18 protein-coding genes and 2 pseudogenes are annotated in these 24,402 nt (G+C 35.1%); 6 read left to right on the top strand and 14 right to left on the bottom strand.

The window, feature by feature from the left end:
* Positions 1-43 precede the first annotated feature (43 nt).
* From F0161_RS04230 to F0161_RS04220, 3 genes are all read left to right on the top strand, one after another.
* A complete protein-coding gene (locus F0161_RS04230) occupies positions 44-742 on the top strand; it encodes a MucBP domain-containing protein (protein ID WP_150203814.1) in 699 nt (232 codons plus the stop codon).
* A 149-nt stretch (positions 743-891) separates the two neighbouring features.
* Positions 892-1,782, top strand: coding sequence for a DMT family transporter (locus tag F0161_RS04225; protein WP_150203813.1), 891 nt, complete (start codon positions 892-894; stop codon positions 1,780-1,782).
* Between the two features lie 190 nt (positions 1,783-1,972).
* Complete coding sequence (locus tag F0161_RS04220; protein ID WP_150203812.1) at positions 1,973-3,289, top strand: ISL3 family transposase; 1,317 nt, start codon at positions 1,973-1,975, stop codon at positions 3,287-3,289.
* A 124-nt stretch (positions 3,290-3,413) separates the two neighbouring features.
* Here F0161_RS04220 and F0161_RS04215 read toward each other — a convergent pair whose 3' ends face one another.
* Entirely contained in the window at positions 3,414-5,033 is a 1,620-nt protein-coding gene (locus tag F0161_RS04215; RefSeq protein ID WP_225423214.1) for a C39 family peptidase, read from the bottom strand.
* Between the two features lie 302 nt (positions 5,034-5,335).
* Between F0161_RS04215 and F0161_RS04205 the strand changes: the two are divergent.
* Positions 5,336-6,510: pseudogene (locus tag F0161_RS04205) on the top strand (IS256 family transposase).
* A 265-nt stretch (positions 6,511-6,775) separates the two neighbouring features.
* Here F0161_RS04205 and F0161_RS04200 read toward each other — a convergent pair.
* Positions 6,776-7,654 carry an IS3 family transposase gene (locus F0161_RS04200; RefSeq protein WP_019875241.1) on the bottom strand — a complete coding sequence of 293 codons (879 nt, stop codon included), beginning with the start codon at positions 7,652-7,654 and terminating at the stop codon, positions 6,776-6,778.
* Between the two features lie 137 nt (positions 7,655-7,791).
* Positions 7,792-7,923: a helix-turn-helix domain-containing protein gene (locus F0161_RS11695; RefSeq protein ID WP_087843058.1), complete on the bottom strand. Its 132-nt coding sequence runs from the start codon at positions 7,921-7,923 to the stop codon at positions 7,792-7,794.
* Between the two features lie 405 nt (positions 7,924-8,328).
* Here F0161_RS11695 and F0161_RS04190 point away from each other — a divergent pair.
* A pseudogene (locus tag F0161_RS04190) lies at positions 8,329-9,329 on the top strand (IS30 family transposase).
* A 159-nt stretch (positions 9,330-9,488) separates the two neighbouring features.
* On the opposite strand, the gene F0161_RS04185 reads toward F0161_RS04190, so the two are convergent.
* The 4 genes from F0161_RS04185 to tagD form a co-directional block, all read right to left on the bottom strand.
* A complete protein-coding gene (locus tag F0161_RS04185) occupies positions 9,489-11,204 on the bottom strand; it encodes a glycosyltransferase family protein (protein ID WP_150203810.1) in 1,716 nt (571 codons plus the stop codon).
* Between the two features lie 201 nt (positions 11,205-11,405).
* A complete protein-coding gene (locus F0161_RS04180; protein WP_150204632.1) occupies positions 11,406-12,479 on the bottom strand; it encodes an AI-2E family transporter in 1,074 nt (357 codons plus the stop codon).
* A 52-nt stretch (positions 12,480-12,531) separates the two neighbouring features.
* Positions 12,532-14,109, bottom strand: coding sequence for a peptide chain release factor 3 (locus tag F0161_RS04175; RefSeq protein ID WP_150203809.1), 1,578 nt, complete (start codon positions 14,107-14,109; stop codon positions 12,532-12,534).
* 122 nt (positions 14,110-14,231) lie between these two features.
* The gene (gene tagD, locus F0161_RS04170; RefSeq protein WP_150203808.1) at positions 14,232-14,621 is read right to left on the bottom strand and encodes a glycerol-3-phosphate cytidylyltransferase; all 390 of its coding nucleotides are present in this window, start codon (positions 14,619-14,621) and stop codon (positions 14,232-14,234) included.
* A 181-nt stretch (positions 14,622-14,802) separates the two neighbouring features.
* On the opposite strand from tagD, the gene F0161_RS04165 reads away from it, so the two are divergent.
* The gene (locus F0161_RS04165; RefSeq protein WP_150203807.1) at positions 14,803-15,930 is read left to right on the top strand and encodes an LCP family protein; all 1,128 of its coding nucleotides are present in this window, start codon (positions 14,803-14,805) and stop codon (positions 15,928-15,930) included.
* A 643-nt stretch (positions 15,931-16,573) separates the two neighbouring features.
* On the opposite strand, the gene F0161_RS04160 is transcribed toward F0161_RS04165, so the two are convergent.
* From F0161_RS04160 to F0161_RS04130, 7 genes are all read right to left on the bottom strand, one after another.
* Positions 16,574-17,650, bottom strand: coding sequence for an acyltransferase family protein (locus F0161_RS04160; RefSeq protein WP_190318913.1), 1,077 nt, complete (start codon positions 17,648-17,650; stop codon positions 16,574-16,576).
* Positions 17,651-17,814: 164 nt separating this feature from the next.
* Positions 17,815-19,251, bottom strand: a complete 1,437-nt coding sequence (locus F0161_RS04155; RefSeq protein ID WP_150203805.1) for a flippase — start codon at positions 19,249-19,251, stop codon at positions 17,815-17,817.
* 3 nt (positions 19,252-19,254) lie between these two features.
* A complete protein-coding gene (gene glf / locus F0161_RS04150) occupies positions 19,255-20,373 on the bottom strand; it encodes a UDP-galactopyranose mutase (RefSeq protein ID WP_150203804.1) in 1,119 nt (372 codons plus the stop codon).
* Between the two features lie 69 nt (positions 20,374-20,442).
* Positions 20,443-21,366 carry a glycosyltransferase family 2 protein gene (locus F0161_RS04145; RefSeq protein ID WP_225423212.1) on the bottom strand — a complete coding sequence of 308 codons (924 nt, stop codon included), beginning with the start codon at positions 21,364-21,366 and terminating at the stop codon, positions 20,443-20,445.
* Positions 21,359-22,339 (bottom strand): glycosyltransferase family 2 protein, encoded by a 981-nt coding sequence (locus F0161_RS04140; RefSeq protein ID WP_150203803.1) that lies wholly within the window; start codon positions 22,337-22,339, stop codon positions 21,359-21,361. The genes F0161_RS04145 and F0161_RS04140 overlap by 8 nt, the downstream gene beginning before the upstream one ends.
* Positions 22,336-23,346, bottom strand: a complete 1,011-nt coding sequence (locus tag F0161_RS04135; RefSeq protein WP_190318912.1) for a glycosyltransferase family 2 protein — start codon at positions 23,344-23,346, stop codon at positions 22,336-22,338. Before F0161_RS04135 ends, F0161_RS04140 begins: the two co-directional genes overlap by 4 nt.
* Positions 23,346-24,401 carry a glycosyltransferase gene (locus F0161_RS04130; RefSeq protein ID WP_150203801.1) on the bottom strand — a complete coding sequence of 352 codons (1,056 nt, stop codon included), beginning with the start codon at positions 24,399-24,401 and terminating at the stop codon, positions 23,346-23,348. Before F0161_RS04130 ends, F0161_RS04135 begins: the two co-directional genes overlap by 1 nt.
* Position 24,402 lies beyond the last annotated feature (1 nt).

Genomic DNA, 24,402 nt, shown 5'->3' with positions numbered 1-24,402 from the left:
AAAAAAGACTATAATAAATTAAAACAATTGGGAAGTGTAGATTATGAGTGAAAATCCAGTACTTGGTATGCCGGTATGGGCATATTACATTAATATCGATGATCAATCCAATATTGTGGCTCCACAACTTTTAAAGGGACTTTATGGCCAACATTACGTGGTCTACAAAACCGAATTCGATAATTTTAGGTTTATTAAAGCTGAAGGTGATTTAACTGGGACTTTCGAGGATCAACCTGGTTCAGTACAACTCTTTTACCGCAAGGCTAACTGGGCGGAAATGGAAGACGTCGATATGTACCTTCATTTAAAAGACAATACTGTCATTTATGATGGCATTGAAGGTCTCAAGACCCCTAGTTCATTACCAGAAGGAATGACCATTCGGGCGTTCAAGCGAGTTGCTACCACCAATGGTGAATTTTGGTACGAAATTAGTCCTAATCAATGGGTCCTCTATAAAGATATGGAAATTACCAAAAATCCATTTGAACATATCGAATTATCACCTTCTGGGCAACAACTCAAATTTGATCCCGTTGGCGAAGTACCTGCTCAGATTGATTATATTCCTGGCAAGAAAATTAAAGTGTATGAAAAGCCCTATGGTAAAATCACCAACGAACTTGAAGATGGCACTGAAGTCACAGTCATCGCTACCTCAACTGGCGACGATGGCGTTACCTGGTACAAAATTAAGGGTGACGAATTCATTAATGGCACCTATGTTAAATTGAAATAAGTATTCTAAGGTTTGGACAGACTTCGGTTTGTTCAAACTTTTTTTAACTAATTTGTTAGTCATTACTGATGGCAAGTTAAGCGACTATTTATCGCTGTTTTAATTAGTGGTATAGTAGTTAGATAAGTTTTCAGAGTAGGAGTAGAACATTGAAATTATCTAAAGTACAAGCTAACATTGTCTTATTTGTGACCGCAATTATCTGGGGTGCCGGGTACCTCTTCGTTAAACAAGCGACTGATGTACAAATGCCAGCGGGGATGATTAACTTCTTCCGTGGGGCTATCTGTGCCGGCCTCGCCTATCTATTTTTCCATAAAACCATCAACAAAATGAATCGGCAGGATTTTCGAATTGGTTTAGTCGCCGGAATTATCAATTTTTTAGGTTATCAAATTCAAACTCTGGGACTAAAATACACGACGCCCAGTAATAATGCCTTCTTAACTGCCATTTATGTGGTGATTATCCCCTTTATTTCATGGATCTTCTTTCATGAACGGCCTGAAACCAAAAGCTATTTTTCTGTGGCCATTTGTATGATTGGTGTGATGTTTTTACAAAATATCTTTTCGGTTGGTTTTACGTTTAGACTGGGGGATGTGCTTACCATTATCTCCGCAGTCTTCTACGCTTTACAGATTGTCTACTTCGGCTATACAGCCACCGACTCAAGTCCTTGGATTGTCGCCTTTATGTTAGGTGCCACCCAATGTGTCTTTGGTGGTGTCTGGTCTCTCCTATTTGAACATGCCAGTTATGGTTCGATTGATTGGAATGCGGCAATTGTGCCGGTAGTTATCCTCGGTATCTTCTCTTCCTTCATTGCCCAAACCTTACAGGTCTTGGGACAGAAGTTTACCAATCCTACACCTGCTGGTTTAATTCTTATGACTGAAGCCATGTTTGGATCAATCTTTTCAGTGATTTTTGGCTTTGAAGCTTTCACCACTCACTTACTATACGGTGGTCTACTGATTGTGGCCGGAATTGTAATCATGCAAATACGGTTTAAACCGTTAAATAAACTTGGAAAATAAAAATCGTTCCCGATTGGCAACTTGGTTGTCAGTGGGGAACGATTTTTTTGGGCTCTATACTTTTTAGCGTGGAAGGTTAACAACCTCTACGCTTTTTTATGTACATTCTAAAAATCCGTAAAAAAAGACACTAGTTTATACCTAGTGTTACACTTTAATCGGCAAACCAAAATGAAAGTAGGTAAAACTAATGTCCATAAATAATTCTATACTAAGATCTGCAGGATTAACAGATAAATCAATTAAATTTTTGATTGATGAGAATGGAGAATTTAATCATACAATTCATAATGATAAACATGATGATACGCTGATGCTATACGGGGAACTATCAAGGTTCCCTGAAAGATGCCCATACTGTGGCTTTCCGATGGAAAGCAATTACTATCATAACGGTACCGACGAAGTCCGACTATCATTACCTTCTACAAATGGGTTCAAACAAGAATTAACCTTAACCAAGCAAAGATTTCAATGTTTAAATTGCTACGGTACATGTACTTCAATATCACCTGATTTTATTGAAAATTCAAAGATAACTAAGCCTCTTTGGAAACAAATATTTGACTTGGCAAAACAAGATATTAGTGAAAAATTAATTGCTCATATTACTAGATTATCAACATCTAAAGTACATGTAATTATTTCTGCATCCGCTTCGGACTACGTAACTGATACAACACAACAATTACCAAACGTAGTTTGTATCGACGAAGTAAAATATCGAAAAGGTCATTTTGGATTTGAAATACTTAACGGAAATACCAGTGAATTTATCGAAATTTACCCTCAGCGTGATAATAAATCAATTAGGCAATATTTATCACAATTCTCATTAAAAAACCGGCAAAAAGTAGAAATTGTTGTTATGGACATGAACGCTGGGTACCAATCACCCATACGAGAGCTATTTCCTAACGCTATTATTGTAGTCGATCGATTTCATATTGTTCAATTAGCTATGAAAGCTGTTCAATCTGAAAGGATCAAAATACAACGGGAACTCAGCGACAAGAAGCATAATCGTGTTTACAAATTATTAAAATCAAACTGGAAATTTTTCTTAAAAGCAGAACGTAATATCGATACCTCAAACACGAAGTGGTTTCGTGGTGTACATGAATATATGTATCCTCAGGATGCATTACAACTAGTTTTTAAAGACTTTCCGAACTTTAAAACAGTGTATGATGTTTATCAAAGTGTTCTAGACGCTCGGTTTAATCATACTTTCACGCCATTAGAACAACTAATTAATAATTATAAAAATAACAAAACTGAAATGGATACTGTGATTAAAACATATAAAAAGTACATCAAGGGAATTAAAGCAGCATTCGAAAATAATGCGTCTAACGGCCGATTAGAGGGCACAAATAGACGAATCAAACAAATTGGTAGAACTGCCTACGGCTATGCCAATTCAATGAATTACTTTTATAGAATTAGGATTCAGTTGCATAACAAGTTTATTTTAAAGCAGCAGTTTTTAACTTTTAAAGTATGAAAAAAGTGCAATACCAATCATCAATTGAGATTGATATTACACTTCTATTCATAAGCTTTTCATCAGCGATTATTGTTTTTTCACGCTATTTGACAAAGAGCCTTTTTTTGATATCTATTTAGTTTTAAAAGCTTAATGCATTATTCCAAATTTTGCCCCAACGACTATAGAAAGTACCATAGCTCATGGTTTCTTTTTGACCGGTCCAAGGATTGTTATATTGTAAATAGTCAGCACCATAGCCTGTTAAAGTAACACAATGTTCTGAGAAGCCATTCATATCACCCATCCAAACGGCAACTAAGTGTCCTTGATTTAGCTTGGTTTGAATGTCAAACATGCTAGCACCGTTCATCAATTGTGATGTGCCAAGATACTTAGATAATTCGCTAGCGATTCCAGAAGCAAGAACCCATGCAGATGCTGTCGCATATGGATTACCTACAAACCCATAATTTGGATTACTGCTGTGTGGAATTTCATTAGCAATTTGTTCTTTACTCACATTCACGCCAGCATATTGTAATAACATCGTAATTGCAACAATTTCACAACCAGTTGGTAAATTAGGCCGTTGGGAAAGTGCCACGGTATCATCATTAGCTGCTGCGTAAATTACTCCATTACCATCGGCTAAAAACTTAGTCCGACCGTCGTTAAAGAATCCTTTTTGCAATGATCCATCGCCACCGAAGAAGTAATTATGTCCCCAGTTTTGATAAAATTGGTTGGTGTAGCGTGCTCCGTCTGATCCAAAGTAATACATGCTACCCCAATTGGAATAGAATTTATTCGTGTACAGGGCTCCATCTGATCCAAAATAGTATAAAGCTCCCCAATTAGAGTAAAACTTGTTAGTATAACGAATTCCACCGTCACCGAAGTAATACATATTACCCCAATTCGAATAAAATTTATTTACAAAGAGTTTTCCGTCTGTACCAAAATAATATAGCGAACCCCAGTTGCTGTAAAAACGATCTTCATATCGAATTCCGTCATTACCAAAATATGAAGTTCCACCATCATTAGTTAAAAATTGATTAGTAAATCGGGCCCCGTCATCACCGAAATAATAAGTAGCACCCCAATTTTGATAATACCGACTTTGATACATTTTTCCATCGTTGCCATAATAATATAATTTATCATTGGCTGAATAGAAATAATTAGTTTTCATTTGAAAGGTATCAACATCGAAATAGTAATTACTGTTATCATAGGTCTGTTGGCCAGTTAACTTTTGCCCATTTTGATAAAAATAAGTATGACCATCCTGAATGGCAAATCCATTCTTGTCCGCATCAGTAACTGTCGTTACAGGATTATTTTTATAAACAATTACGTCAGTAGTATCGTCAACACCTGTAGTTACAGCATCACTGCCATTTTCAGCAGGTGCATAACTTGACGTTTCACTATCTTCATTGGACGACATCGTTGAATCGGTGACTGTGGAAACTTCGCTCCCAGAAGGTGTTTCGCTTAATGGTGCTGCTGCACTACTTTTAGTAGTCGCATTACTCTCTACAGTTTCATTACTATTATTGATTGTTCCATTCGATTCACTTGAAGCTATTGACTGTGTGTTACTCTTATTATCATTCGCTTCGACTGATGAGACTGTGTTAGCAGAAACATCAATTGAATTACTAACAAAACCAAATCCCAATGTTATTGTAGCAATTGCTGCAATACACCACGCTTTACCATTTTTAAACATCTTGTACCTTTTAATTTTCATACCTACATCCTCCTCCAATATCATGCAACATATACACTAAAAAAAGTGTATCACAATTAATAATACATTATATGAACATTAATAGGTTGTAATATAAATGTTATCTAAACAAAGATATTAAATTGGTTCTGAGGAGGGAAATACAAAAGGAATTAGTAATGTACAACAATCACTAATTCCTTTTGGAGAGCGTAAAATATCTTGTGTAAATGCATAAAAGATTTCTGAATTGTATAGAAATAGGGAATGCCTTCCCTTATGATATTTAGTAATCACAGAAAACATCACAGGAGGCATTCCCCATGAATGAACTTACCACAGAAATTATCGCTGCACTAGCCCAAAAGCAAGATTTGGACGAAGTTTTTCGTCACCACCTCGAAATTGCGATTAACCAGCTGCTTCAAACCGAATTGGCAGAGTTTTTGGGCTACGAACGCTACTCATACGCTGGGATTAACACTGGTAATAACCGCAACGGCAGTTATGAGCGCTCGTTTGATACGAAGTACGGCCAACTTAACTTAACCATTCCTCGAGATCGCAATGGCCGGTTTGAAAATCATACCTTGCCAGCCTACGGTCGGCACAGTGATAATTTAGAAACAACGGTCATTCAGTTGTATACCAAGGGAATTACCACTGCTGAAATTGCCGAACTTATTGAGAAAATGTACGGTGCTCACTACTCCAAAGCCACGGTTTCCAACATGACTAAAGCCGTCAATGAACAGGTTCAAGCTTTCCAGCAACGTCGACTGGCTTCACAGTATGCGGCCATCTTCTTAGATGCCACTTACTTGCCGTTAAAGCGGGATACCGTTCAAAAAGAAGCCGTTCATATTGCGATTGGCATTCGTCCAGATGGTACGAAAGAAGTGCTGAACTACCAAGTGGCGCCAACGGAATCGACTGGAATCTGGACTGAACTGCTGGGAACCTTGATCAAGCAGGGCGTTAAAGATGTGCTGTTGTTTGTGGCCGATGGGTTAGTTGGTTTGGATGAAGGCTTGAATCGGCATTTCCCTAAAGCCAAACGACAACGTTGCCTGGTTCATGTTGGGCGGAATCTGATGAACAAAGTTCGCGTAAAAGACCGCAAGGCCGTGATCAGTGACTTTAAACAAGTTCATCGGGCCGCCAACCGTGAAGCAGCCGAACTGAAACTGAATGAGTTCGCCAACAACTGCATCAGACCTATCCCAAATTAATCAAAGATCTGCTTAAAATGCCGAATTTACTCACTTTCATGGACTTTCCACCAGCTATCCGGCAATCACTATACTCCACTAACCTGATTGAGAACTTTAATAAGCATCTCAAGCGCACCACCCACCACAAAGAACAATTTCCAACGGAAGATTAACTGGATCGCTTCCTGGTTTCTCAGTTTAATGTTTATAACGAGAAGTCTCTGAAGCGGATCCACCGAGGGTTCAAAGGACTCCAGGACACCTTGGAAGCATCATTTATTTAAGTTAGATACATATTATATGTACGAAGGCATTTCATTTACACAAGATTCTTGACGCTACCTCCTTTTGTATTAGCTATTTTTATTCAACTATTCGCCGATTTACATTATCAGTTAACTGTTTCCAAGTTGTATTTGTATTAGGTTGGATTGAAGTCAATATTTGAGACAGATTTTAAGAGACATTCAGAACCGCGTTTACCTTCCGCAGCTCAAATAAATAATTAATTGCGATTAATAACTTATTTGAGCCCTGGAAAGCATTAAATCAGGCGGCCATTTGGCTCGTAAGTGTTGCAATTTCAACTTGTAAGGGGGTCTGGTAGCCCAGTGAACTATGAATTCTCTTCCTATTGTAGAAAGCATGCACGTATTCAAAAAGGACGGCAGCGGCAGTTTCATAATCTTCAAAGACCGGCACTGGATAAACACATTCCTTTTTGAGGGAAGCGTGAAAGGATTCCATTGGCGCATTATCATACGGACAACCCTTACGGCTGTATGAGTGGCGGATATGTAGCTCAGTTAAACGTTGATTGTAATCATCGCTGGTATACTGTGATCCTAAATCCGTATGGATAATCAGGTCCCCAGTAATGGTTCGATTTTTAACCGCGCTTTCAAGGGTCTTTAAGACTAAATCAGTATCCATCTTTTTTGAGAACGAATAACCGATAATCCGTCGTGAGTGCAGGTCCATGATGGTTGATAAGTAACACCAGCCATTACGCTTCGTTTGAATATAGGTCATATCAGCGGTCCATTTTTGATTTAAACCAGTGGTCGAGAAATCCTGCTTAAGCAAGTTGGGACGCTGTTCAACCTTGGTTTTGGAAGCCGAAGCCGCTTTCCACTTATTGACGGTAACGGAGTGGATATCCAGTTCCTTCATGAGCCGGGAAATCCGTCGTGGACTGCACCGAAGCTGCAGTGGTTGAAGTTCCAGATTCAATTCATGGTGGATCTTCATAACACCGTATCGCTGCTTAAATTCCGCAAAGATCCGCAGAATCCGTTGTTTCAAGCCCGCATCTTCGGCCCGGCGTTTTGAAGGTTTGGGGGATCGATAACGATAATACTGAGCTCTGGAAACACCGAGGATTCGGCACATCTTGGTTACCTGGTGGTGATGGCTTTCTTGGTGAATGTAATCAAAGATATTGGTTACTTCTGCGCAAGGAAGCCCAGGGCTTTTTTTAGGATTTCGTTCTCCTCAGACAGCGAAGCCAGTCGCTTTTCCATCGTTTTGATTTCGTCTGGCGATTTACCGGATTGAGTTTTGGCCTAGCCCTGGATCCACTTATGAACTGTTGAATAGCCAATGCCATATTCTCTGGCCAGTTGGGCAGCTGATTCGCCTTGCTTATATAGGTTGATAATGTTTTGTTTGAATTCTTTGTCGTAACGAGTTGGCATGTAAAAATTCCTTCCTTTTGAGAGATGATTTATTCATTATAACCTCTCTTAAAAGTTGTCTCAGGAATCAGCTTACATCCATATCAATATCATTACTTTTTTCAGAAACATTTTCGAAGAACTAGTTTCTGCAATTGAGGCATTAGCCTCTACAGAGTTGGATACTAAATACAAAGATAACACAGACGCACTAATCAAAAGAAATTGACGAACCTTAAACCGCTTATCATTCAATATAATCTCCTCCATAACGTTACGAACTTTCATAGTGATTATATCACCAATAAATTAAATTAAAACAAATCGCGCGTTTTATAATCAAGTTAGCCAAATACTTTTAGCTAATTGATAAAATAAAAAACACCAAGACAAATCTCTGTTATCATTGATGTTCCTACACAAACAATGAAAGAGGTTATTGTCTTGATGCAAGAACAGAATACCACAGTCAGAAAAAAAGGTCAGCACCTAACTTCGTTTGAACGAGGCAGAATTGCTACGCTACACAGCCAAGGCTATTCCAATCGTGCAATTGCCAGAGCGCTTAATGTTTGTCATCAAACAATCAATAATGAATTGTGCCGCGGCGAGATCGACCAAGTAAAAAAGTGAATGGTCAACGCCAATATTACGCTGTATACTCACCAGAAACAGCACAAGCTAAGTACGAAGCTAATCGAGCCCACTGTCATCGACCTTTGAAACTCGTCGGTGTCGCTGATTTTATCGACTATTTTACGACTCATTTGCGTCAAGATGGTTGGTCGCCTGATGCAGCAGTAGGACGGGCCAAACTTGAAGGCTTATATCAACCTGAGGAGATGGTCTCGACCAAGACGCTATACCACTATATTGATGCCCAGTTACTTGAAGTCCGCAATCTTGATCTACTCGAAAAAACGCGCCACCGTGCCAAACATCATCACTCGATCAAGCACAAGCGTCTGGCCGGACGGAGTATTGATGAACGGCCTAAAAGTATCGACCAGCGTCAAGAGAGTGTGATCTTAACACTGATCGAGCGTCAATCCCGCTGCCAAATTCTACGTTTGATCGATGGTCGTGATGCCGATTCAGTCAACTATGAGCTGGCCAAGATCTGTCAAGAATACGGATCAATCATGAAGTCAGTTACTGCCGATAATGGCGCTGAGTTCTCGGAAGTTGGCGCTGTACTTACCGGTGTCGCTGACCTTTATTATGCCCATCCATATCGTTCCTCTGAGCGTGGGACTAACGAAGCGCATAATCGAATGATCCGCCGCGATGTACCCAAGGGTCTATCCATGGATATTTTGGGTCCTCATGATATCCAAGCAGTTGAGTCAAAGCTAAACAATTTACCGCGCCGGCAAACTGGCTATCAAACACCCAAAGAGCTTTTCTCCGCTGCTTCCGCCGGTTAAGTTAAGTCCATAAAATATGAATATTAATGAAAATACTGATTTGATAGGATTTATCGTGTGGCTAATTTGTTCTTGCAATTTGGGAAATTAAAACAAATGATTTATCCCATGAATATAAAAAATGATCGTCCATTTTAGTAATGGCGATCACCTTAACACTTAAGATCTGTGTACAGTCATATTTTTTATTAATCTACGGATGAACCAAATAATGCTACCTAGCACAATAAAATATGAAAAGAAATTAATACTATACATAAATATTATAAAAATGGGTATTTTTAAATGTACTTTGACTTTATGAGTACCATTCGGAATATTCACAAGCAAAGTTGATCTTTTGCTTCGTTCGGTTTTAGCAACGCTATTATCTACTCTGACTTCATAGTTTAGATGTTTATATAACACGAAAGGCAAATCAAATTGTTCATGATTACCGCTTTTATTCTTAATTGTGTATTGTATGCCATTTGAAATTGGAAGATAGCTAACTTTGTAATTATCTGTGGATGTAATAACTTTCTTACTTTTTATTTCCGTACTAACTACATCCGATTGTCGGGGTAAGTAATCAAGATACCATTCACCATGTACAATGCGATTATAGTTAGTAGAGTCCGTTAAAATTCTTGTTCCCTCAACTACTACAGGTGCATTAGACGTAACTGAATTTACTGAATTGTAATGAATAAAGCTTAAAACAATTGACAGATTTAGCATTACAATAAAAAATAAATAACTGACAACCATTTTAGAATTCAAATATTTTGCGACAACAATTGCACCAACCATACTTATACCGCAACTAGCAATCATTAGGAATCTAAATGAGTATTGCACTATTTTTAATGGTGTATGCTGGATCAGGCTCCAAGGAACAAATGAGGTAGAAACAATAACAAATGCTAATGAAGTCAAGAAAAGTACTCTGTATTTAAATTCAATCTTGTTTAAATTGAATAAAACCAACAGAATCATAATAATTAATACAATACCTATTCCAGATGTGGAACTTCTATCAATATTATTAGAAATTGAATTTTTTAGTATGTCAAAAAAGTCAAGATCAGTATCAATCAAAGCAGGAATCGAGGGCAATTGTAATTTTTGTAAAAGTCCCCAACAAACTAGTGAAATTTGATAACAATTAAGAACAACAGTCGATAACAACGAAATAATCAAATACTTATTTCTAGTATTTTTAAACTTAATATCTTTTGCAAAGCAATAAACTATAAAAAATACAAGAGTAAATAAGCCTAATAAGACACTCGTTAAAATATGAGAAGAAAAAATAAAAGTAGCACCAAACGGAATTAAAGGCCAGTAACAATACTTGTCAAACAACACTTCAGTTAACCCCACAATAAATACAGGAAGCGCACACATTGCTAAAAGTTCCCCTAAATCAAATCGAGAAATCATTGTCATCATTCTATACATACAAAATGTATAGGTAAAAGCAAAAATAATAGCAGTTTTCAATGATTTTGTTAATACTTGCATCGAAAAATGTGACGACAGTAGCGTTAAAAGAGTAAGTATCCACATTCCTAAGTAAATTGACAAAATTGAATCTCCGACCATATGCTTAATAATCGCAAAAAGATACAAGGACTGATAAGGATACACCATATTTGTGATTATTCCTTGATCCTTAAAAGCAAAAGAAGATAGTATAGGCAAAATCGAGCCGTTTTTAATATATCCAACCAAATTGTCAATTCGGTTTAACTGAAAAACAATATCGTCACCATAAAAAAACACTTTAGATTTCATTAGTGGAAATATTACTATAAAGCTAGCAACCGCATATAAAATTACAATCCATAATACAGTTGGCACCTTTACTAGCGTTCTCTGTAGTTTCCGCATTTTCCCCTCCAAAATTATACAAATTATTTACACTATACTTAAAAATAACTAACTTTAACTTAAGCCCGGTTATTTAATTTTTATAGTTACTTTTTAAAACGAAAAATGAAATTTACGACAAGAATAAATTGTATCAGCCAAGCCTTACACAATAAATGAAATTTGTCATAAAAAAACAATTTAACTCGTTTACCAAAATAATTATGACTTGTCTAATTGATATATATCCCAGAAATACACAACAATCGTCCGTACAACAGCATAGAATGGAATACATAAAATCATCCCTGCTATCCCAGCAATATTACCTGCAGCTAATAACAGGACAATAATTGTCAAAGGATGAATATTTAAACTCTTTCCAATAATATTTGGATAAATAATATTACCATCCACTTGTTGAACAATAAGCACAATGATAATAACCCAAATAATTTTATCTTGCGCCATTGTTAGTGACACGATTAACGCAGGTGTAATACCTATATATGGGCCAACATACGGAATAATATTGGCCATCCCGGCAATAATCCCTAAGACAACTGCCAAAGGTTGTCCGATAATTAAATAACCGATAGTGGTGAAAACAGCAACAAACAAACACTCAATAACTTGACCAGAGATATATGATGAAAGAGTTGCGCTCATTTTGGTTAATAAGCCACTGACTTCATCACTACGCTTGCCGGGAGTAATCTTTTGAATGCTTGGTACCAATTTTTGACCATCTTTAAGCATATAAAACAACATCACGGGAACAGTGATGGCAACAACTGTGACACTAGTAATGGTGCTAATAATGGTGCCTAGGCTTTTCGATAGCCCAGTCAGGAATGTTTCTGCATAAGTTCCAATTTTAGAATCTACTTTATCCAGATAAGTACTGAAATCAACTTGCTTAAATAATTTAGACTCACTGAGTTTACTGATAATTTTGTTTATTTGATTTGCTGTATCAGGTAATGCTTTAACCAACGAAGTAAATTCATTAATGATGGTTGGAATTAATAACCCAATTCCTCCTACGATGATTAATACAAGTATTAAAACCACAAACAGACTCGCAAAACTCCGATTTAAGCCAAACTTTTTATACCGCAGCTTTGAAAGCCGAGTTACAAGTGGATTCAGCATATAAAATAAGAAACCGGCAATAACAAATGGAACAAACACTACCGATACAAATGTAAACAGTGGTTCAAAGACAAACTTAATTTTTGTACAAACAAATATGATTGCGACCACTGCTAAAATTTCCAGTGTCCAAAATAGCATTTTAGTTTGTTTTGTATTTGCATTTTTCAAACGAAATCCCCCACTCTTAAGATTACAATTTTGATGTCAACTCGACATCGGGATATTTTCCCTTAAACCAATTTTCGGCAAATTGATTTTCAAAAAGAAATAATGGTGCATCTTGACGATCTTTAACTAATAAATTACGAGAAGATGCCATCTTCTCATCCAATTGATCCGGATTAATCCATCTGGCAGTTTTATGACCTAAGTTTTCCATCACAATTTCTGAATTGTATTCGTTTAACATCCTAAATTGGAAAACTTCAAACTGTAATTGTCCAACTGCTCCAAGAATATATTCGTTACTGCTGTAACTGCGATAGAGTTGAACCGCACCCTCCTGAACCAATTGTTCAATTCCTTTATGGAACGATTTTTGCTTCATCACATTTTTAGCCATTACTCTGACAAACAATTCAGGAGTAAATTGTGGCAACTTTTCAAACTCAACTTTAGTTTTACCAGAATAAATAGAATCACCTATTTGAAAGTTACCAGTATCATATAATCCAATAATATCACCCGCAACTGCTGTTTCAACAATTTCACGACTGTCCGCCATAAATTGAGTTGAATTGGAAAGCCTAATAGCTTTGCCTGTTCGACCAAGGGTTACATCCATCCCACGATCAAATTCACCAGAACAAATCCTAACAAAAGCAATACGATCACGATGTTGAGGATTCATATTTGCTTGGATTTTAAATATAAATCCGGAAAATTCATTGTCAGTTGGTTCAATCACGGTTTCAGCCAACGTCTTATGTGCACTTGGTTTTGGCGCATAATTTAGATAAGTTTGAAGGAATGTTTCAACCCCAAAATTAGTTAATGCTGAACCAAAGAATACAGGCGTTAAATCACCAGTTGCAATTTTATCCTCATCCAAACTATTTCCAGCGGCGTCAATTAATTCAATTTCATCCAATGTATCTTGCCAAATGCTGTCTTGACGTAGGGGATGATCAGCAGGAATTTGTCCTTCACTATCCAATTGTAAATATGGATTAGCATCGTCTTCAGGGTGTGTTAAGGCTACCCGATGATTGTAACGATCATATAAGCCCTTTAAACCACGGCCCATGCCAATTGGCCAATTCATAGGGTAAGTTTCAATACCCAGGACTTCTTCCACCTCAGAGAGCAAATCAAGAGGTTCACGAGCATCTCGATCAAACTTATTCATAAAAGTAAAAATAGGAATACCACGCATTTTACAAATTTGAAATAGTTTCTTTGTTTGTGGCTCGATACCCTTCGCTGCATCAATTACCATCACGGCAGAATCCACAGCCATCAAGGTTCGATAAGTATCTTCAGAAAAGTCCTCATGTCCCGGGGTATCCAAAATGTTGATTCTTTTCCCATCGTAATCAAATTGCATCACTGAGCTAGTTACGGAAATACCACGTTTTTTTTCAATTTCCATCCAATCCGATTTAGCAAATGTACCAGATTTTTTTGCTTTAACTGTACCGGCTTCCCGAACTACTCCTCCGAAAAGGAGCATTTGTTCTGTAATAGTTGTTTTACCAGCATCCGGATGAGAAATGATGGCAAAAGTTCTACGCTTATTTACTTCATTTGATAGTTCACTGTTATTCATTTATATTTTGTCCTCTTTCGAAAAATCATTCTATACAATAGTAATATAGATACATAATAAAGTCTACAAAACCAAAATAAAAAGCCACACACGAAACATTATTGATGCTTGTGTTGTGGACTTTACTCTGATAAGTCATGTTTGATTTGTGTAGTTGAAATTCCATCAGTTCGTTCTAAGTAAATAACATTTACGTATTGTTCTAGGTCATCAAATTGTCCGCGCCAATCATCACCCATTACAAAAATGTCAACATTGTATTTTTGTATATCATCAATTTTTTGATTCCAATTAGTTTCCGGTATGACTAAGTCGACGTACTTGATTGCTTCCAGCATAAACTTCCGATCTTCATATTTTGTATATGCACGTTTACCCTTTTGATTGATGTTAAATTCATCTGTGGAAAGACCGACAATCAGCTGGTCTCCAAATGATGCTGCACGTTCCAATAATTTAATGTGTCCCTTATGCAACAAATCAAAAGTACCATAAGTTAAAACAGTTTTCATGTGTGTCAATCCCTTCATTTATATTTACAGATAAGAATATCATATTATTATTAAAAAGTGATTAAAAAGCACTTACATAAAAAGTTTACAGAATTGTTAAAATATTGAATTTTGTTTGACGATGTAGTAACCACAATGATACCTTTAGTAGAGTTAAATATAAAATTATCGGGGATAACTTATGAATGAAGAAGACACAAGAACTAATAGACACCGAGCACCGCGTCGTAAGCGTCATTGGGGCAGATGGATTGCAATAGTAGTTGGGCTAGTATTGTTGTCAGTTGGTGGGTATGAATATTATAAAATTCACCAAACTGCTGAAGGTATATTTGGAAAAAGCTCGGCAAAAGTCAGCAAAAAATTACGGGACGGAAAGCCTGTCAACGTTTTAATAACTGGAGTTGATTCAGGGGCTATTGGTAGAAATAAATCAACGTATGGGATAGGAAATACAGATACATTAGAAATTGCAACTGTAAATCCAAAAAAAGAAACCATTACATTTACCAGTATTCCTAGGGATACCCTTGTAAAACTTGATACCGACGATGGTGATGATTATGTAAAGGTTAATGCCGCTTATTCAATTGGGGGCATTAAAATGACCAAGTCTGCCATAGAAAAACTTTTGGATATAAAAATTGATTACTATGCAAATGTAGATATGGGAGCACTAGAAAAAGTAGTCAATGCGTTGGGTGGTGTGACTGTTGATAATCCATTTGAGTTCACATATGAAGGACATACTTTTCCAAAAGGTAGTCAAAAGTTAAATGGATCGAATGCTTTAAAATATTCAAGAATGCGATATGATGATCCAAACAATGACTATGGAAGACAAAAACGACAACAACAAGTCATGAAGGCAGTTGTAAATAAATTCAAATCAGCTAGCTCAGTGACAGCAATCAATAAGCTTCTTGATGTTGCAAAAGATGGATTAAAAACTGATGTTCCAATTAACAGTATTGCTACCCTCTATGCTAACTATCACAATTCAATGAATAATGTCAAAACGGTTCAATTTCAAGGGAAAGATGCTACTATTGATGGCACCTCTTTCCAGATTGCCTCAACAAAAGAAATAAACCGTGTATCCAAGTTGATTAAAAAAGCTGAAGGTAAAGAAACAACAACTGTATCTAACTATGCCACTAAGATGTATGACAATCAGACTAATTTTGACGGATACAACAACGTCTACTTCGTTTTACCTGATGGTGCTTCTTATAATTCTCCTGGAAGTGGTTACAGTAGTAGTTCAACTGCTACATCGTCTACCGCTTCAATTGACTATTCATACTAATAACACTGCATTTAAAACACAAGTTTAGAAATAGATGCATTGTTGTTAAGAAGAAAAATAATAACAATATGATTATTTATTAAACGATATCTTTAATATATCAAAATTAGATATTCGTTTCTAACTTAATTAATTCATATAGTTTTCGCCAAGAAGTGCTGATGACCATAAATTCACAATTTGTAATATTGAGCTGTTAATTTCTCCATTATCGGAGAAATTAGCGGCTTATTTGTATCAGCTAAACAAAGTATGCTTCAATTAATATTAAAAACAATAAAATCAATTCTGAAATATTCCCCAAAAAACATAGTTGAGTGGATAGCATTCTCAATAAAAAAGTCAATAATAAGATTAAATTGTTAACTATATGAAAACGATATTTTTTTGTTAAGTTAGTTTAAATTTAGACGATTGAATTTATATAGACGATAGTTCCATAAAACATTCATTATTAAATACTCCAAAATGTTGTTTTTACTTCTACATGGTCCACTGCTAATTCCCCAACAATGGAGAAATTAGCAGCTTGATGTTAAAGATTGTGAAATTCTAGGTCATCAGTACTTCTTGAAAAAGAACCATACTTTCTTGACAAAGAATCATTATTGTGATGATGGTGGTACCAAAATTTGTGAGTAAACTATGAATCACGTTTTTGCCAGTAAAATGGAAACTCTCTGTTAAAATATATTGATTTTAAAATTGGTAAATGTCTTAATACAATCACCCCTATAGTAACGAATACAATTCGATAAATGATTATAACAAACATTATAAGCAAAGAACTATGCCCCATCAGGTGGTTACTAATTATTTCTGCGCCTCTTGTGTTGGATAGTTCTATTATATGGACACATAACACAGGTAACGAATAACGACCAAACCAAGCAAGCGCGTCAATAATAAATTTAAGATTATACCTAATATTTAATACTTCTATGCCTTGACTCATAAGCATAATAGCTATGCTACCTGAAATACCACCTAATGCTGCATAAACCACATTTTGCGTGTACGCGACATCAAACCAAAAGTATCCTTGTAATGAAGAAAATACGCATAAAACGAGACAAAATAAAAATATAATCATTTTATGTCTATTAAAAATAGATGTACCTTTTATTATACTTCCTGCACCCATAAAAAAAACACCAATTAATGCTGCATTTAATGACCAAGGTAGCATTCCCCACTTAGTCAAATATACCCCAAATACTGCCACGATGATTGTTGAAAAATAAAATATCAATTTCTTTCCAGTGAGCAAACTATGCAATACATTGAATATTATATTAGTCCAAAAGAAAGCGACTAAAAACCAAACTGCACCAATTTGAGGCATAATATGATTTGTAAATATTAATTTAACATTTGTACCCATACCAAAGAAAATTCGCTCTATTATATTTTCTGCTCCACCCACGGTCGTAAAAATTTTAAACTGTCCAAAATGATTTACAAATTCTGAAATAAGAACGATTCCAATAGCTGTAATGATATATGGAATTAGCACATTATAACAAAGATTTACTGCTTGCTTACTAAATTTCTTTTGCTTATATAAATATCCTGACAATACAAAAAAGATTGTCACATTGACCATAAATACAACTGATCCAATTGGCGTCAATGTATACTTTCCCAAGGAATGACCTATAATAATTAACAACATACCTATCGCTCTAGCAATATCTATCCAGTAAACTCTGTTTTTCAAACAATCACATCCTACCATACTAATAAAAACAATTGAGACATAAAATAAAATTCACAAACTTACACACACATAACTATACAAAAAACAGCCTCTTAACACAAATGTGCAATCAACTGTTTCTTAAAAAGCTCTCTTAATATTGTTCCATTAAAATGTTCAAAGAGCTACTTGTTTCTGTTTTTTAATCCTGTTAACAATTCCTGTGCACTATCGATAATTGGTGCCTTGGTAATAACCAAAGCAACAAAATAGACAAAAACACCTGCAAATATTTGTAAAATTAAATTTGGAAGAGTCATATTTATTGTCATACTTATTCGGTAAACAACAAAAAACATGACAATTCCACTAACTCCGTATCTCCACGTATCTTTGAACAAAGTTCTTCGCTTGATTGTTGTTCTAATAAACATCACTTGAACTGCAGTTACAACAAACTCTGAAATAACTGTGGCGAGTGCAGCACCATTAGCGCTGAAAACTTCTATTAAGAATATGTTAAGAACAATGTTTACAACAGATCCTACTGTAACGGAAATTGTATATTCTTTAATGCGATTAACAGGCATTAAATATTGAGTTCCTGTAACATTACTCCATGCAATCAGCAAAATGACAGGAGCCTCAATAAACATGATTTTCCCCGTTGGAATGTATTGGTCACCTAGGAACCATGGAGCAAACTTAAATGATATTGCCATTAATCCAAACATGAGTGGAACCGCAAGTGCCGTTACAAAATCAAACGAATTATACAATCCACGTCTAATTCCATAAACATCACCCTTAGCAAATTTATTTGCAACATGAGGTAGCATAACTGTTCCAGAAGCTGTGACAATGGCCAGTATCAGTTTCACAAGCTTATCAGCATAGTCAAACTGTCCTAAAGCTTCTGATGGACCCATTGAGCCCAACATCAACCGATTAACAACAAGATAAATTTGAGTTGATATAGTTGGAATAAATAAAATAATTGAAGGATATAAGTGTTTCCAAGGTTTTAATTCACGCCACGGAACTTTAATAATCATTTTTTTCAAATATGGCCACAATGTCAGATTACCAACAAATTGTGAAAGCCCTAGCAGAATTATATACTTTCCTAAATCAGATTCTTGTTTAACCAAAATAAATATTAGAGCAATAGAGACAAACTTTACAATTGTATTCCGCTCCACTGTCTTTTTGAAGTCTTCCATTCCCATAAAGAACCAAGAAACATCCAGTCCAGCTGCAATTAACCACAATATTTGTAAAAAAAAGTACGTTTGAAACGTCGTGCTAAAAAAAATTGTTGCAAATATATAAACGATGAGCGTGCAGCCGATTGATATAAGTTGCAAGATTTCAATTCCTAAAAAAATCCTAGATCTCTCATGAACGTCATCTCGGTGATATGCAATTTCTCTATTTCCATAAAGCGTGATTCCCAATTGGCCCAACATATAAAATATTTGGACCCAACTATTTGTATAAGAATTAATTCCACTGCCAGCAGCTCCCAGCACTCGTGCCACGTAAGGTACGGTAATTAACGGAGTAAGTAAAATTAAAACTTGATACCCGGCATTATAAAGATAGTTTTTTATAACCTTCATTTACTAATCAAACTCCTGAGATACAGCCGTTAATGCTGCATGAATTACTTGGTGCATGTCATAATATCTGTACTGACCAAGTCTACCACCAAATAAAACTTTTGGGATTGTATTTGCCAATTCTTTATATTTTTTATATAATTCATTGTTTTTTGCGTCGTTCATTGGGTAATACGGTTCATCCCCACGTTTCCAATTTGCCGGATATTCTCTTGTGATGATAGTTTTATTTTTATCACCATTACCAAATTCAAAATGTTTATGTTCGATAATACGAGTAAAAGGAGTTTCTGCATCGGTATAATTAATTACAGCGTTCCCTTGATAATTATTCATATTTAGCTCATCTGTTTCAAATTTCAAACTACGATATTCTAGCTCTCCAAGTCGGTAATCAAAAAACTCATCAATCATGCCAGTGAAAATTATTTTTGGGAAAGTGCTCAAATACTGATCTTTATTCTCAAAAAAGTCTGTCTGTGTCTCAACATCAATCAATTCACTATCAAGCATTTTTTTAATAATTTGAGTATAACCGCCTATTGGTATGCCTTGATATAAATCATTAAAATAATTATTGTCATACGTTAATCTTACTGGTAACCGTCTTATAATGAACGCAGGCAATTCAGTAGCCTTTTTACCCCACTGCTTTTCGGTATAGCCCTTTACTAGTTTTTCATAAATATCTGTGCCAACTAATGATATGGCTTGTTCCTCCAAGTTTTTGGGTTCACCTACGATTCGTGCCTTTTTCTTTTGTTCTTCTATTTTTTTTAATGCTTCATCTGGGGTGTTAACACCCCATAATTTATTAAATGTATTCATATTAAATGGTAAATTAAACATCTCACCATTATAATTAGCTACTGGGCTATTAGTATATCGGTTAAATTCAGCGAATTGCTGTATGTAATCCCATATTTGTTTATTTGAAGTATGAAAAATATGTGCTCCATATTGGTGAACTTGAATTCCATCCACCTCATGAGTGTAAATATTTCCAGCAATGTGATCCCTTTTTTCAATAACTTTTATTCTCTTGCCTCGTTTTGCGGCCTCATAGGCAAAAGTTGAACCAAATAATCCTGATCCAACAACTAAATAGTCATAATTTTCCATAGCTTCTCCTTAAATAGAATTTAATATATCTATTGTCTACACATCTACAATTGTCCAATCAATATATTATCACACTTTTGGAAATTTGATTGATGGATGAAATATAAGCCCTGACAAAGTACCCTTTAATATCGCATTTGACCTTTTAAATCGATTATCATGCGCTTTAAAAAGCACTTTAAAGTAATCCTTAGCGTTACCGAGAACTCTTTTCCACATCTTTACAGAGCCTTGGTATTTTCGAGTTATATAGATCAAATTTCGATACATATAATAATACCGATTAATTCTATTTACGGCAATTTCTTCCAATGTATCATTTGCGAGATTATTAACTGTTTTATGTTGCACTATACTATCTTCAACAAAATACGAGGCACTTTTTTGTGATAAACGAACTGTGTATTCAGTATCATCTCCCCAAATGACAAAGTCTGCTCCTGGCAAACCAAACTCGATTATACTTTCCCTTTTAACCATTACAGAAACAAAAGTTGCTTCCGTCACTCTTATTAGGTTATACAAAACTTTTTCTGGCCATTTGTCATGAACTTTAGGAATATTAGTGCTACTTCCGTCGGTCCATCTAACGTTACTGCACAAAAAGCCGAACTCATCGTTCAATTTATGTGCTGCAATCAATAAATTAGTACTAGCATTTTCTGTTGGTATGGTATCGTCATCCATGAACCAAATGTAGTCTGAATCAGTGTGCTCAACAGCCTGTTTAATTCCAAATTCAAATCCCCCGGCACCGCCTAAATTATCATCTAAGTTAAAAACAAGCAGTCTTTTGTCATCAATGTCCATCAAATATTCTTCAGTTCCATCATTACTATGATTATTTACCACTACAAGCTTGTTCAATTGTTGGCTCTGAGTTAGTAACGCTGGAATACATTCTTGTAACATTTTTAATCTATTATAAGTCACGACTACCGCAGTAATCGATTTAGAATTACTCATGAATTTATCTACTTTCTGATTAATCATTTTTAAGTTTCCACATTTTTACTAACAATGTCGGACAGACAATGTCAATCGTAACTAATAATTTGTCCTTTAAACCATAATAACTAGTTGCAAGAAACAATAGTAAATTGCGAGTTACAAATTGCCTACATTGTTTTCTAATTTTAGCTTGATATTGACTTAACTCTCCATTGGAATTGTTAAAGCTTAATTTTCTTGAAATCAGACTATTTGCCCAAACTAGCCTTGTCTTAATTATTTTATCAAGCTGTTTGATATCATTCTTACGTTCAATCATCGACAAAACTTTAATGCCGGATAATTCGTTTTCAGAAAATTCATATCCAAGTTTAGACTTTTCCATTGTTGAACTATTATCCAACACATAAAAATAGGTGTCTATATTTTGAAAAATAGCTTTTTCAATGTGTTGAATATACTCAAAACAAAACAATAGATCTTCAGAATATTGTATATTTTCATTAAATCGTATGTCATTATCATGAATAACAGAAACTTTAAAAGCCTTGTTAACAGAATAACCCTCAAACAAGTCATTCCTAAACAAAGCTTTTAAAGTTTCTTCTCGGTTCATTACTTGCTTTTCTGTTTCAGTATTTAAAATCTTGCTCGTCACAGTTACGTTTGTTATTGCAAGTTGTGGATTTTCATTTAAAATATCAAGGAAAGTACTCAAATAATTAGTTGCAACAAAATCATCAGCATCAACAAAACATACATAATCACTTGTAACCTGTTTTAATCCAAAATTACGAGCAGCCGAAACTCCCATACCGTCACTAAGTAAATATGTAATTTGCTCAAACTTGTCTGAATAACTTTGAGCAATCACTGTTGAATTATCAACAGAATGATCGTCAATCAAGAATAAATGATAATCATCCATTGATTGTGCGACAACACTCTCAACTGCTTTTGATAATGTCTTATTGGCGTTTTTGAATGGAATAATAATGCTAAATGTTGTTTTCACTTGCTTCCCCTGCTATTTATCGTGTACATACGCTCATACAATCTTGGAATAATTTTAAGTATAAGACAACTAATTTTATATTTTCTAGGTAGATCGTAATAACTAAATATTAAATAAAACTGAATGTTGCTTTTAACAATAAATCTGGTATCTTTAGTTGTCCAATGTTCATCAGTAGTCAAATGATAATTAATTTGATGAATAGTTAATCTAACAATCAACGACTTCATTACTTTATTACGCCAGGATATTTCACTAAAATTATCAGACAAAGCTTTATTTGCAAACTTAATAAATTGGTTTGTTAAAAAATCCATCTTAGAGGAATAGCTTGTAGTTGTACTCAAATTATCACGTTTATTGAGAGTATATAAAACCTCCTCAGTTGTGATAATTAAGCTCAAATTTGCGGCAATAAGAAATTCTAAATTAAAAAGAGAATCCTCAAAAAAATTTTCATTTTTAAACTGAATTTTATTATCTTCAATAACTTTAGAGGCATAGATTTTGTTCCAAAGCCCAACATCTGCCTCATTATTATTATTAAGCAGATCACCAATCATTTTCTTTTTTGTCTTTGTTAACGCCTCGGAAAAAATACTTTTGCTCTCAACGACTTTATTGCTTGCATCATCATTCCAAACTTTTTGAATTCCACACACCACTAGTTGGTAGTTATTTGAAAAGGCTAAGTTGAGCATCTTTTCAACATAGTTTACTGCAATTTTATCATCTGCATCAATAAAACAGTAATAATCACCACTCGCATATAACATCCCAGTGTTGCGTGCAGTCGCCTGCTTAGAATTTGACTGATGAATTACCTTTAACCAATCAAATTTGCTTTGTAACTGATTTAGTACTGATAATGTCGCATCTGTTGATCCATCATCAACGACAATGACTTCAAAGTCATATATTGTTGTGCGTTGTATTTCTAAACTATCCAAACAATCCGCGATTGTTTTTTCAGCATTATAGGCAGGTATGATGATTGATAAATTCACTATTCGTTCTCCTCAAAATTCAATGCTTTAATAAATCTTTTATTGTAATTAACTGTGGAAAATTTATTAATTGAATTTTTGACGTTTTCTGTGGAAAATAAAGGCGTTGACTCATTTAATGAGTTTAAGTACAGGGCGGCCTGCTTTATATTACCTAGAGTGTACAGAAACCCATTGTGCTTATTGTCTACGATATCTTTGGGGCCTACCGGACAATCAGAACTAATGACAGGTATACCATGACTTAATGACTCAACTAATACCATCGGGAACCCCTCATATCGAGATGTCAGTAAAACAGCAGTTGCGGAATGTATATGTTTCCACGGTTCTGCAACCCAACCCTCAAAAGTTACATGGTTAATTATACCGTTATCTTCAACAAATTTCTTTGTTTCTTCCAGCCCCTCACCTGAACCATAAATTGTAAGATGCCAATAATTTTTAAGCTGTTGTAAAATAGAAAACATTTCATATAAATTTTTTTGCCCTTGAAGTTCTGGACGTCCGATGAACACAAATTCATTCTTAACTTTGTTGTTGATAACAACTTGTTTTTCAACATTAACGGGATTATAAACAAGATAACAATCTTCTTCATTAATACCAAGCGAAACTAACTGCTCAACGATTCCCGAGCTTATTGCTAAATGCCTATCTGCAAGATGTAATTTGTTATACCTAACATTCTTCTCATCAAAAAGTGAGAAATGAATCCAAGACACAATCTTATATTTTTTATGAAATACTTTTCTAACATAAAAAGCAATTTCCACAATTCTTCCAGTCATACAAATGACAATATCAGATTTGCTGTTTGCAAAGTAAGCTATTATCGTGCCCAATTGGATTATTTTATTTGACGGAGCACTTTTTACTTGGTCTGAAGATAATTCAAATTTATCAATCCAACTTGAGTCAGATGTTCCGCTACTTAAAAATAATTGAAAATGATAAGATTGTTTAAGTTCTTGATTTGACATAACCATTCCAATTACTGTTTCGGTTCCGCCATGTCCCGATAAAAACGGGCTAACTATCTGGATTGTTTTCACT

The organism is Paucilactobacillus nenjiangensis, from assembly GCF_008632615.1.
Lineage (GTDB): Bacteria > Bacillota > Bacilli > Lactobacillales > Lactobacillaceae > Paucilactobacillus > Paucilactobacillus nenjiangensis.
Note: the sequence above shows the minus strand (reverse complement) of the source record. Positions and strands in the feature narration are given on the sequence as shown.